General features: G+C 51.0%; 8 protein-coding genes. 1 reads left to right on the top strand and 7 read right to left on the bottom strand.

Annotated features, from left to right (window positions below):
• Nucleotides 1–200: 200 nt before the first annotated feature.
• The 4 genes from argH to argR all read right to left on the bottom strand — a co-directional run bounded on the left by argH (nt 201) and on the right by argR (nt 4,383).
• On the bottom strand, nt 201–1,571 hold the full coding sequence (gene argH, locus HZA49_06285) for an argininosuccinate lyase (GenBank protein ID MBI5779047.1): 1,371 nt from the start codon (nt 1,569–1,571) through the stop codon (nt 201–203).
• Between the two features lie 111 nt (nt 1,572–1,682).
• Nucleotides 1,683–2,960: an argininosuccinate synthase gene (locus HZA49_06280; GenBank protein MBI5779046.1), complete on the bottom strand. Its 1,278-nt coding sequence runs from the start codon at nt 2,958–2,960 to the stop codon at nt 1,683–1,685.
• A 137-nt stretch (nt 2,961–3,097) separates the two neighbouring features.
• Nucleotides 3,098–3,931 carry a pyrroline-5-carboxylate reductase gene (gene proC / locus HZA49_06275; GenBank protein ID MBI5779045.1) on the bottom strand — a complete coding sequence of 278 codons (834 nt, stop codon included), beginning with the start codon at nt 3,929–3,931 and terminating at the stop codon, nt 3,098–3,100.
• 2 nt (nt 3,932–3,933) lie between these two features.
• Complete coding sequence (gene argR / locus HZA49_06270) at nt 3,934–4,383, bottom strand: arginine repressor (GenBank protein MBI5779044.1); 450 nt, start codon at nt 4,381–4,383, stop codon at nt 3,934–3,936.
• Between the two features lie 391 nt (nt 4,384–4,774).
• On the opposite strand from argR, the gene HZA49_06265 reads away from it, so the two are divergent.
• Nucleotides 4,775–6,085: a hypothetical protein gene (locus tag HZA49_06265; protein ID MBI5779043.1), complete on the top strand. Its 1,311-nt coding sequence runs from the start codon at nt 4,775–4,777 to the stop codon at nt 6,083–6,085.
• 709 nt (nt 6,086–6,794) lie between these two features.
• Here the strand turns inward: HZA49_06265 and HZA49_06260 are convergent.
• The 3 genes from HZA49_06260 to HZA49_06250 are packed head-to-tail and all read right to left on the bottom strand — an operon-like array spanning nt 6,795 to nt 12,712.
• A complete protein-coding gene (locus HZA49_06260) occupies nt 6,795–9,710 on the bottom strand; it encodes a VCBS repeat-containing protein (GenBank protein ID MBI5779042.1) in 2,916 nt (971 codons plus the stop codon).
• 53 nt (nt 9,711–9,763) lie between these two features.
• Nucleotides 9,764–10,849 (bottom strand): WD40 repeat domain-containing protein, encoded by a 1,086-nt coding sequence (locus HZA49_06255; protein ID MBI5779041.1) that lies wholly within the window; start codon nt 10,847–10,849, stop codon nt 9,764–9,766.
• Between the two features lie 51 nt (nt 10,850–10,900).
• On the bottom strand, nt 10,901–12,712 hold the full coding sequence (locus HZA49_06250; GenBank protein MBI5779040.1) for a hypothetical protein: 1,812 nt from the start codon (nt 12,710–12,712) through the stop codon (nt 10,901–10,903).
• Between the last annotated feature and the right edge of the window lie 42 nt (nt 12,713–12,754).

The raw sequence follows: 12,754 nt of genomic DNA, 5'->3' as shown, positions 1-12,754 counted from the left end.
GGTCGTATTAGCACGGTTGCCTAACACAGTCCAGCGCTTAACACGCAAGGTTAAGTGCTGTTGGAATTTCATATTTGAAATTACATACGATAGACTAAAAATCTGCCCCGTCAAGTGTTTTCTGCAGTTTCGCTGTCCGGGTAACTATTATTTACTTCAACTCCGCCTATGGCGGGATAAGAGCCAGTAATTCGCTAAACTCAAACTGGCTCTAATAACTTCCGCGCTATTTTTATCTGCTGCTTCACCATCGGCGTAGCGGTTCCGCCCAGGGTGTTTTTCGATTCAATCGATTTCTTTATATCAAACAATTTATAAACGCTTTTATCAAATAATTTAGAAAAACGCCTGAACTCATTTATCTTCAGCGACTCGACCGGCTGCTGTTTGGCTATGGCGTAGCGCACCAGCTTGCTGACAATATGGTGGCTGGACCTGAACGGCACGCCCTTTTTGACCAGATAATCGGCAATATCAGTGGCTAAAATCCGGCTGTTTATCGCCCGGCTCATCCGGTCCGGGAATATCTTCATGGTCTTGATTGCCAGCGCCAGAATCTTCAGGCATTCTTGGACCGTGTCCACACTGTCAAACATCGGCGCCTTGTCTTCCTGCATATCCTTGTTATATCCGCCGGGCAGTCCTTTCATCACGGTCAGGATATTGAACAGGTTTCCATAGACCCGGCCGGTCTTGCCCCTGATAAGTTCCAGCGCATCCGGATTATGCTTTTGGGGCATCAGAGAACTTGAGGTGGCAATGCCTTCGGCCATCCGGACAAACCCAAATTCGCCGGTGGACCAGATAACCAAATCCTCGCACACCCGGCTCAAATGCATCATCAGAATGGCGCATCCGGACAGACACTCGATGATAAAATCCCGGTCACTGATGGCGTCCAGGGCATTATCAGAAACACCGCCAAAACCCAATTGCTTAGCCAGCTTGCGCCGGTCAATCTTATAGGAATTGCCGGACAGGGCGCCGGAACCATACGGAGACACGTCAATCCGCCGGGCGCAATCGCTCAGCCGGTTCTTATCCCGCTCCAGGGCAAAGAACCAACTCATCAGGTAGTAACTGAACAAAATCGGCTGGGCCTGCTGGAGATGGGTATAGCCGGGCATTATCACCTTGATATGTGTTTGGGCCTGGCTGACAATCTCCTGCTGCAGATTATGAATCTCCGCCTGAATCCCGGCCACGGCCTTTTTGAGATACAGCCGCTCGTCCGCTACCACCTGCTCGTTCCGACTCCGGCCGGTATGAATCTTCCCGGCCATCTTACCGGACAGCTTGGTTAATTCCATTTCCACAGCCGTGTGAACATCCTCTGCCTTGGCGCCGTTGCGAACAGCAAATTGCTTCTTCATCTTTAACAGGTTCTTCTTGATAGTCATAGTTTCCTTGCCTGACAACACCTTGGCCTGCTTGAGCGCCTGGGCATAGGCGATACTGCCGGCAATATCCTCATCAGTCAGCCGCTTATCCACTGAGAATGACTGTTGAAAACCATCTATCAGGCCGCTGGTCAATCCTTTTTTACTCTTATACCACAATGTCTTTGTCATATTCCTTTTACTCCCCTCTAAAAAGAGGGGGCAGGGGGTGTGTTAATTACTAACCGACACACCCCTAAATCCCCTCTTGATAGAGGGGACTTTGAAACTCCATACGATAAATTACCCCGTATAGCAGGTATCAATCGCAGTTACCGGGCAATTAACCTCGGCCGTTACCGCGGCCTCAGGCGCCGGTTGGCTGGCCTTCCGGATGACCTTGCCATAGGTCTGCAGGTCCAGGCCCCAGAGATGGATAAAACCTTCAGCCGCTTTGTGGTTAAAGGTATCCCCGGCCTCATAGGTGGCCAGTTTCACGTTATACAAAGAGAACGGCGACTGCCGGCCAACTGCCGTGCAGGTGCCTTTATATAGTTTCATCCGGACCTTGCCGGTCACGGTCTGCTGGGTGGTTTCCACAAAGGCGTCCAGCGCCTCCCTGAGCGGCGAAAACCACAGCCCGTAATAAACCAGCTCCGAATATTTCTGCTCTATCAGCTTCTTGAAATGAGCCATGTCCCGGGTCAGGGTCATCGACTCCATGGCCTGATGCGCCATGTGCAGGACCGTCCCGGCCGGGCATTCATAGACCTCCCGTGATTTTATGCCCACCAGCCGGTTCTCGATATGGTCCATCCGTCCGACGCTGTTAGCCCCGGCAATGATGTTGAGCGAATTAATCAGCGCCAGCGGCTCAATCTTCTGGCCATCCAATCCGACCGGAACGCCCTTTTCAAAATCTATAGTCAGGTAGGTCGGCATATCCGGCGCGGCCGACGGCGATGTAGTCATATCAAAGGCATCCTCCGGCGGCTCGAACCAGGCGTCTTCCAGCACGCCGCATTCAATGCTCCGGCCCCAGAGATTCTCGTCAATGCTGTAAATCTTGGTCTTGATAATCCCGTCCAGCGGAATCCCGTTGGCCCGGGCGTATTCAATAGCCGAAGGCCGGGTGAAATCCCATTCCCGGGCCGGCGCGATAATCTTCAGTTTCGGATTGAGCACCTTGACCGCCACATCGAACCTGACCTGGTCATTGCCCTTGCCGGTGCAGCCGTGCGCCACAGCCGTAGCGTTTTCCTGAGCCGCCACCTTGACCAGCAGTTGGGCAATCAAGGGCCGGCCCAGAGCCGTGGCTAAGAGATAACTATCCTCATAAGCCGCATTGGCCTTGATAGCCGGCAGAATGTATTTGGCCACAAACTCCTCTTTGGCGTCAATCAGGATGGACTTGACCGCCCCGATTGTCAGCGCCTTTTTCCGGACCGCCTCCAGGTCGCCGCCCTGGCCGACATCCACGATTACGGTTATCACCTCGGCATGGTATTTCTCCTGGAGCCACTTGATAGCCACCGAGGTATCCAAGCCACCAGAGTAGGCCATAACAATTCGTTCTTTCATTCTCTTACTCTCCTTTTAGAGACAGTTAGGAGCGAAGCGACTTACTGTCTCTTATCCCGACAGCATTTGTCGGGGTTAATGTTTTTAATATCTTGCTGTTGTTTATTGCCCGGCAGTTTCCGGATATCATCTCGCCCCTAAGGGCGCTTACGGGCGCCGTCAGAATTATTATACAAATCCTCGGCCTTTTCCGACGAGGTCAGAATCCCTTTTATCATGGCGGAACTGAATCCGCTATGCTCCATCTGGTTCAATCCGGCAATGGTACACCCTCTCGGGGTAGTCACCCGGTCAATCTCCATTTCCGGATGATATTCCGAATTAAGCAGCAACGCGGCTGCGCCCTTGGCGGTCTGGGCTGACATCCTGATGGATTCCTCGGGATGGAACCCGATTTCAATCCCGCCCTGCGAGGCCGCCCTGATGGCCCTGAGAAAAAAAGCAATCCCGCAGGCGCACAGCGCCGTGGCCGGAATCATCTGGCCTTCGTCTATAATCACCGTCTCGCCGACCAGCCCGAAAACCTCCGCGGCCCGCTTAACCGCGGACTGGTCATCCCCACAGATACAGGTCATTGACTCCCTGATAGCCGCGGCGATATTGGGCATGGCCCGGACAACCGCCACCTTTTTATTAATCTGGCCGGCAATCTGGCTGATTGCCACGCCCGAAACCACCGAAATCAGGAGATGCTTGTGGGCCGCCAGTTTGGGCGCTATCTGGCGCAGTATCCCGTTAATCTCCTGGGGCCGGACCGCGATAATGATAATCCCGGACCGCTTGACCGCCTCCTGGTTATCGGACATGACCACATAGCCCTTTTGGGCGAATGAATCCAGCGGACCGGTTTTCCGCCGGGTCAGGATAATCTGGCCGGCCGAAAGATGTTTCGAGGCCACCAACCCCTTGGCAATGGACAAGCCGATATTCCCGGCTCCGATTATGGCTAACTTAACATGGTTATTAATCATATTCATTTTACCTTCAACACTGACATTATTTTAGACACGGATTTATTACCATCCGCCACGATTAAAACGGTATCATCTCCGGCAATCGTGCCGAGTATCTCTTTGAAATTCAGCTCATCCACCAACCGGGCCGCGCCTGAGGCCTCGCCCGGCAGGGTCGTGACCACAATCAGATTGCCCGAATGTTTAATAGTCGCCACGTAACTGCCGAACCGCCGGATGAGTTCAGCCGGCGCCACCGGGACATTGACCGCCGAGGGCATCTGGTAATAACGTCCGGCTAAACCCGGCACCTGGACAATCCCCATCTCAGCAATATCCCGGGACAGCGTGGCCTGGGTCACCCGGATACCGGCATGCTTGAGATGCTTTAGCAATCCATCCTGGGTAAACACCTGATGTTTTTTGATTATCTTGGCTATCTCTGATTGCCTGTTCAATTTCTCTTTCATATATAAACCTCTCTTAGAGCCAGTTAGGGCGTAGCGAGTTACTGGCTCTTAGACCTCGCCGCAGCTTCAGCGCAGGCGGGCCACCTTACCCCCTTCTGTATAACTATTCAGTAATACTGCATACTTATACAGATATTTGTGGAAATGTCAAGTATTTTATAAATATTTATGCAAAATATTTTAAGAAGGACTGCGACCACAGATACACACAGATTAACACGGATAATCCTGATAATCCGCGTCCCATTCCACTTTCTTCATTGGTTATTATTTATTGGTTGTTTAAACGACATGTCCTGCGTTAGCAATCTGCCTAAAATATCTGATTCTCCTTGACAAACCATCCAGGCCGGTTATATTATTTATAACAGTTTAACCAAAGGAGCTAATCGTGACACATCAAACCACAATTAAACTAGGACTGGGAATAATCTTATCTGTTGCCATTATGGCCGGATACGGCGGTATGTGCTACAAAGACCCACCCTCCGGCTCCAGCGGCCCGCTCTTCTCCACCGGAATCCTGGACACCACCTTCGGCACCGGCGGCATAGTCACCACCACTGTCGGAAGCGGCGTTTCTCCCTATGCCATATCCCTGCAGGCGGACGGTCAGATTCTGGTCGCAGGAAATGCCTGGAATGGCGCTAGTTTTGATTTTGCCGTAGTGCGATATACCATCACCGGCACATTAGATACCGCCTTTGGCACAAATGGCGCGGTCACTACCACTATCGGAAGCAGTAGTGAGGTAAATGCCATGGCTCTGCAGGCGGACGGAAAGAGTATCTTAGCCGGACGAGTCAATAATGGCGTTCATTATAATTTTGCCTTAGCCCGATATACCATCACCGGCACATTAGATACCACCTTCGGCACAGGTGGCGTAGTCACCACCACTATCGGAAGCAGTGACGATGTTGCCTATGCCCTGGTCTTGCAGGCGGACGAAAAGATTATCGCCGCCGGAGCTACTAATAATGTCGCTGATAGTGATTTTGCCATGGTGCGCTATAACACCAACGGCACGCTCGACACCACCTTTGATACGGACGGCATTGTCACCACGACTATCGGGAGCAATTATGAAAATATCTTTGCCTTGGTCCTGCAGCCGGACGGAAAGATTATCGCCGCCGGAGACGCTAATAATGGCGGTGATGATGATTTTGCCTTAGCGCGTTACAACACTAACGGCACGCTCGACACCACCTTTGATACGGACGGCATTGTCACCACAACTATCGGAAGCAGTCATGAAGATATCTTTGCCCTAGCCCTGCAGACGGACGGCAGGATTCTGGTCACCGGAAGTATATGGAATGGAACTAATGATGATATCGTCTTAGTGCGATATACCGCCGCCGGCGCATTAGATACGACCTTTGGTGCAAATGGCGTGGTCATCACCATTATCGGAGGCGGTTATGAAAATGCCCAAGCCCTATCCCTGCAGGCGGACGGCAGGATTCTGGTCGCCGGACGTGCCTGGACTGGCGTTAACGATGATTTTATCGTAGTGCGGTATACCGCCGCCGGAGAATTAGATGCCAGCTTCGGCGCGGACGGCATAGTCACCACGGATATCGGAAGCGGTGATGATTATGCCAAAGCCATGACCCTACAGCCGGACAATAAGATTCTAGTTACCGGAGAAGCCCAAGTGGGAGGAGGTTTTGCCTTAGTCCGATACTGGCGATAAAGTTTGAATCCATCCCGATCTCCTGGCCTCATTATAAAATCCGTCTTATCTGCGTTTACCTGTTCCGCCCGTACGGGCGTCAGGGTTCGTGGAGTCTGCGTCCCAGATTCCTCTCCGTGCCTCAGTGCCTCCCGTGGTTTACACCACGTAGCCGATTACATACGGGTTGAACGTGACACTAACATCTCCTGACCCGTCCATAAAGGCGTATTGGAATGAGCCGGATACAACCGGCACAATCGCATTATCCCCGACTAAAACAATAAAGTCCCTCTAACCAAGAATCAAAAGCGGACCTGAAAAATCTGATTTTGTTTAAAAACCCCGGCCTGAATGGACTAATATTATGTTAGCTTAAAACTAACGTTATGTTAGTTCAAAGCTAATGTTATGTTAGCTCAAAACTAAGGTTATGTTAGTTCAAAGCTGATATTATATTAGCTCAAAGCTAAGGTTATATTAGCTCAAAACTAATATTATGTTAGTTCAAAGCTAATGTTATGTTAGCTCAAAACTAACATAATATTATCCCAAAAGCCAGGCCGGGTATACCGGGGGGAGGGGGTGGGTATACCCGGGGTACCCCCCCCTGTAGTCTGATTTATGTAAAAAACGATATAACTCAAGGTAAATCAAGGGGTAATAAGAAAAATAGCCCCAAATCTGGTACAAACGTTCTGATCCCGGCAACACCTCTACCCTACCCTCACTACGGCTCCTGGATAGTCACAATCTTATTGGGTTCCACCTGATGCGTGGTGGTCTTGCCGCAGGGCCAGCGCACGGACAAATCCAGCTTCCCGTTATAGTCCCCTAACCCGAAATGCTGGACCAACGAGTTTTGATTGCCCGCACCCTTGCCACCCTCAACTTCACGCATGTACTGCTGACTAGACCTCCCGGGTTTGTTTAATACGGATAGGGAAATTATCGGTATTTCTCCTTGTGGTTTAGTTTTCAATATTAGCCGGGCGCCGATGGCTGACTTGTTGCAATCCTTGCCCACCAGTTTAACCTCAAGCCAATTGTGAGATTGCCGCGCTCCCCCTTTGGGTTCGCTCGCAATGACAGTATTAGAAATCATTTCATTTCTAAACAGATGCACCTTGCCCTGCTCGCAGACCATCAGGTCCAGGTCGCCGTCGTTGTCATAGTCAGCCCAGGTGCAGCCCCAGGTGTCGGTGGCCCGGGTGCCGGTCAGCCAGGTAACATCGGTGAATTTACCCTTGGGCGATTGGCGATAAAGGAATGACGGGACATTGGGATAGCAGGACGCGATATACAGGTCCAGCAGTCCGTCGTTGTCAAAATCACCCCAGGCCGCATCGGAGTGGGTCTCTTCATACCTGATACCCGATTCACGGCGGCATTCGGTAAAATGATACTCCGGCGCTCCGATGCTCACGAGCGGAGCGCCCCGTATCCCTTCGGGGCATCGGGACGCTCCGTTATTGTGGAGCAGGTAACTCATATTGGAAAATGTGATGTAACGGGGATGGGCCAGGTTGGCCTGGAACAGGTCCAGGTTGCCGTCGTTGTCGTAATCAGCCCACTCTGAGCCGATAGTATGTCCGTAGGCGTTGTTGACCGGCTTGCCTTCCACACCGACCTCGCGGGCCACGTTGGTGAACGTGCCGTTCCCGTTGTTCTTCCAGAGGAAGTCCGGGTTGAGCCGGTAATTGGAGACGAAGATATCCAGCCAGCCGTCGTTGTTGTAATCGCCCCAGTTCACGCCCCGGCCGCACATGTTCTTGGTCGGCACCACACCGGCTGAAGCGGTGACGTCCTCGAATCTCTCGCCCTTGATATTCTTCCAGAGGAAGTCCGGATTGCCCACCCCAAAGGGACGTTCGTAGTTGGCCACATACAAATCCACGAATCCGTCCCGGTCATAATCGCCCCAGCCAACGGCTAATGTCGGATAACCATCGCTCATCTTGGGATTGACCTCAGCCGTGACATTGGTGAACGTGCCGTCCCCGTTATTTTTCCAGAGCGCATCAGCATCGCCAAAGGCAAAGAAATCCAGGAACCCGTCGTTATTGTAATCAGCCCAGACGCCGGACCCGTATCCGCCGGTCAGCTTGGCCTGGGCCGTGACGTCCTCAAATGTGCCGTCGCCCTTGTTGCGCCAGAGATAACTGCCGTTAAATAGTATGTCCTGCCTGCCGTCGTTGTCATAATCGCCCCAGGCCACACCGCGGCCGCTGACCTTGGCCAGCCCGGTCTCGGTGGTGACCTCGGTGAAGAACGGGATGCCGGCCTTGGTTGCCAGGTCACGCGGGAGTTGCTGGAACTTATCGGCCAGCGCATCGGGAGTACCGTGTCCAGCCCCCACTGGGGGCTGCACAGCCCCTGCTCGCAGGGGCTGGGTGCGAATATCCGGGAACTTCTTCTTGAGCAGTTCGTTAATGGCCGTGGGCGCGTCCGGCACGTCATTGCGCGAGATGAGCGAATGGCACAAGGCGTCCAATGCTTCGTCCAATTTGCCCTGGGCTTCGTAGACCTTGCCCAGGTGATACCAGATGCGGCTGTGGAAGTCCTCGTATTGCATGGCCTGATTGATATATTTCTCGGCCTGGCTCAAGTCGCCTTTCTTGAAATAGACCCAGCCCAGCGTGTCCAGGGTCTGAAACGGCCTGATTTCGTCCGTGAACTGCCATTCATAATACCAGACCGGTTTCTTATCGCTCTGGCCCCATTCGGCCAGGGTCGGCGCGTCCTTCATTATATATTTCACGGCGTCGTTGGCCCACTTGACGGCCTGGTCAATGTCGATATTCAGTTCGGCATAGACCAACGCTGAGGTGCCCAATGCCAGGGGCGATTCGGGTTTGGACGCGGTCCAGGCGCCGGCATATTGCCTGACCTTCGCACCCAGCCCATCTGCGATGGGCTGGTTCAGCCCCCAGTGGGGGCTGGACACGGTTTCCGGGTCAGGCGGTTTGGCTTCCTTCCAGTAATAGCCCAGCAGGAACCGGTAAACGATATCGGTCATCTTGTGCCTGGGGAAATCGCGGACAAATGCCTCGCCTAACGGCGCGCGCTTGGGCCGGTTCTCGCCCTGGGTGGCGGCCAGCATCTGCTCAAATGCCGTCTGGCCCACATCGTCCATCTTGTCGCTGTCCGGGAATTTGCTTAAGAAAAGCTGCTTGACTTCCTCGCTCTTGGCTTTCTCGTCTATCTTGTCGTAAATCTCAAATGCCAGTGCATAGAGTTTGTCAGTTGGTTTGGCCGAGCCGAGGAGTTTATCCAGCCGGGCCTTTATGCTCGTCTTGGCCTCTGTCTTGACCGGTTCGGCCTTGGCGTTTTCCAGTTCCATATCCCAGAGTTCGTAATAGGCGTCATAAAATGTCGGGTCTATGTTCAACGCGGTATTGAATTCCGTATTGGCATTGGCATTATCATTGAGAGCCCGGTAGATGCCGCCCAGTTCATAATGCGCCTTGACGCATTTCGGGTCGGTCTTGAGCAGTTTAATGAACTCGGCCTTGGCCTCATCCAGCTTGCCCTGGCCGGAGATTTCACCAATGGCCTTAATCCGCGCCTCGGACGAGGCCGCGCAACCAACAACTAGCCCACCAACGATTATCAGACCGGACAGTATCATTGCTGAGTATTTCATAGATAATATTCCTTTCGTTAATAAGTCATCCAATTGTCACCAAGCCATGAGAATCACTTTTTTACTTCTATAGTTCGCATAACTTTTCCACTTATCGCATCAATAACCCTAAATATATTATCCTTACGAGCATAATATATTCTTTCTCTTAGTCCACCGCTACCATCTTTTTCTTTAAGTGTCTTCACAACCTCTAAGGGAGCAGTATAAATATAACAAGAAGAATATGGACGAAAAATAATCTTTGGCGTCTGTGAATAGTCGTATTTTGCTTTTCCTACTTCTTCACATGTATCAGAGGATAGCGTTATAATTTCCTTACCATTATAGGAGGTTAAACACGTTCCATCCCATGATGAATCGCACAATATACCAACAGATTTCTCCCACAATATTTTACCATCAAGAATACTATATTTCCGTAACATCCCATCTGCCGAAAGATATGTGTATAAGCATTTATTATCATTCGAAACAAATATCTCCTGGAAATAATAATTAACTGGAATTTCTGAGAGTAACGCCTTATTCCCCTTGTTATTAATTTTCCAGGTTTCTATCTTCTTTTTAGTTTCTTGCCATTCTATTAGGAAGTTACCGTCAGAAGTAATTTGGGTTCTGCTAAAAAGACTAAAGGGAATCTCATAATTTATACTACATGTATCAACGTCTATTACTAAAACAGATGACTTAAAAGAGTTAATGCAGAAAAACCTCTTGCCATCAGATGAGAAACCTAATCCCCTTATTAGCATAAGTTTTTTATTTAATACCATTTCTTTACACGAGGAGTCTATTATAGAAATAAACCTAATCGTCGATAGATCAGGAGGAATAATTAGGGCAATAAAATTGTCTACGGGAGATAGAAAAAGCCTATTGCGGTCAAAGTCATTAATCTTGCTTTCCTTAATTAACTTGCCATTATCAAGATTCCATGTACGCATTTCTCCATCATCCCAGCAAGTCACTAAAAACGATTGGGATATGCCCCACCATGCAACCGTGTTATCGACAAATTCAAAAGACGGAGGTATTGGTACACTTTCTACTGGTATTTGTTTTCTATAATTTAATAAGTAGTGCACCATAATTATGCATATTACTGTAATACAAAATGCCATAACAATCTTTTTCATAAGCTATTTCATCCCCTGCTCTTTGGTCTGGTGGGTCTGATGACACACACCTTACAACTGGCCAACCGCCTTTTTCACCAGTTCCTCGCCCTGTTGAACCAGTTGCTCGGCCCGCTCCTGGGTCGGGGCATCGGCATAGACCCTGATAAGCGGCTCGGTGCCTGATTTGCGGATTAACAGCCAGGATTTATCGTCATAGATTCGCTTCAGGCCGTCAATCACCACATCACGGACTGACTTGTCCTTGAGTTCGCTGGCCCAGAGTTCCTGAATCTTCTGGAATAGCTTATTGTGGTCGGTTTTACCCTTTGCTAATTCATCATAATGTATGGTATGCTTGACCTGATAGAACCGGCTGAATTCAGATGCCAGCTCAGCCAGCGGCTTGTTGAGCCGGGCCATTATCTCCAATAACTTGAGAGAGGACAGGAGCGCATCAGGCCACAATGCCTGATTGGAGAAATAATACTTGCCTGATTCCTCATACGAGAAACAGGCATTGGACTGCTTGATGGCCTTGATGGTCTCGGGCTGGCCGATGCGGCAGTATTCCAGTTTTCCAGAGCATTTGGAGATAACCTCTTCTATCAGCCCGGATGAATTAACCGGCACCACGCAGACCTTATCTGACGAGACCACCTCGCGGGCGAATATACCGCCCACCAAATCCTCGGACAATACCTTACCCTCCGCATCTATGAACAGGACCCGGTCGGCATCAATATCCGTGGCAATGCCCAGATCGCATTTATACTCTTTGACCTTGGCCGCGGTCTCTGTCAGGTTCTTGGCGCGCGGCTCGGACGGACGATTGGGCACTGGTGACAATTTATCATTTATCAGGAATACCTCACAGCCCAGTTCCTTTAGGATATCCGGGAATACCAGGGTAGCCGGGCCGTTGACCGGGTCTAACAGCACCCGGTAATGCCTGGACTTTATCAGATTGACATCCACGCTGCCGAGCAGGAACTTCCTATAACACTCAGACGGATTGACTGCCGGGGTGTTAATCCCGATGCCCTCGGGCTTGACGGCTTGGCGCGCCTGCCCGTAATTATCAAAGCGCCGCTCCAGTTCGCGCGAGGTCTCGATATCCAGGTAAGAACCGTCCGAGGTGAGGATGATAAAACCGACCATGTCATGCGGCATGTGCGAGCCGGTAATCAGCACCCCGCCGTCCAGTTTGTTGCAGGTGATATAAGATGCCAGGCCGCCGGTGGTGATGCATCCGCAATTGACGGTCTGGACCCCGGCTGAATTCAGACCGCTGATGGCGCTCAAGGCCAGCATCTCGACACCGTAACGGGAATCATAGCCGATGGCGACTTTGGTCTGGCCAATAGACCGCTTTTCGGACAGGTACGCGCCGTAGATTTCAGACATCTTCAGCACCAGGAGCGGGGTGATTTCGGAGTTGGTCATGCCCCGGATGCCGGCTGTGCCGAAATGAGCCCTATTTGACCCAGAAGACATCGGCCTGTTGCTATCAGTATGCTTTTTATAGACCGGCATCTTGAATAATTTCTCGTCCTCATCCGGGGAGCGGTAACGCTGGCCCTTGTGGATAATCTGGAACAAGCCCTGGGAGTAGAACTTGCGTCCGGCGGTCTGGGTCTGCTGTTCTTCCTTTATCCGGTCCTTGGTCATGACCCGGAATCCGCTGCCGCGGGAAGTAGTATTAATCCGGTTCATGGCCTTATTAAAGAAACGCTGCATCACAAAGTAGGCAATCCAGAGAACCACCAGAAACCCGATTCCGATGCCCAAAGTATCCTTGGTATCTATCTTGACATTCAGCAGGAATATAATCGCTCCGACCACCAGGATAAACGGAATCATCAGGTAGAAAATAATCTTCATAGTTACAATACCTTTCAAGAAAACACGAAGAAACCAGAGGAA

It is taken from the genome of Planctomycetota bacterium (genome assembly GCA_016235865.1).
In the GTDB taxonomy this organism is placed as follows: Bacteria; Planctomycetota; MHYJ01; order JACQXL01; family JACQXL01; genus JACRIK01.
Note: the sequence above shows the minus strand (reverse complement) of the source record. Positions and strands in the feature narration are given on the sequence as shown.

Excerpts from the sequence above, each read along its gene's own strand:
- argH (MBI5779047.1), bottom strand. The coding sequence starts at position 1,571 with ATGACAAAGACATTGTGGTATAAGAGTAAAAAAGGATTGACCAGCGGC.
- HZA49_06280 (MBI5779046.1), bottom strand. The coding sequence starts at position 2,960 with ATGAAAGAACGAATTGTTATGGCCTACTCTGGTGGCTTGGATACCTCG.
- proC (MBI5779045.1), bottom strand. The coding sequence starts at position 3,931 with ATGATTAATAACCATGTTAAGTTAGCCATAATCGGAGCCGGGAATATC.
- argR (MBI5779044.1), bottom strand. The coding sequence starts at position 4,383 with ATGAAAGAGAAATTGAACAGGCAATCAGAGATAGCCAAGATAATCAAA.
- HZA49_06260 (MBI5779042.1), bottom strand. The coding sequence starts at position 9,710 with ATGAAATACTCAGCAATGATACTGTCCGGTCTGATAATCGTTGGTGGG.
- HZA49_06255 (MBI5779041.1), bottom strand. The coding sequence starts at position 10,849 with ATGAAAAAGATTGTTATGGCATTTTGTATTACAGTAATATGCATAATT.
- HZA49_06250 (MBI5779040.1), bottom strand. The coding sequence starts at position 12,712 with ATGAAGATTATTTTCTACCTGATGATTCCGTTTATCCTGGTGGTCGGA.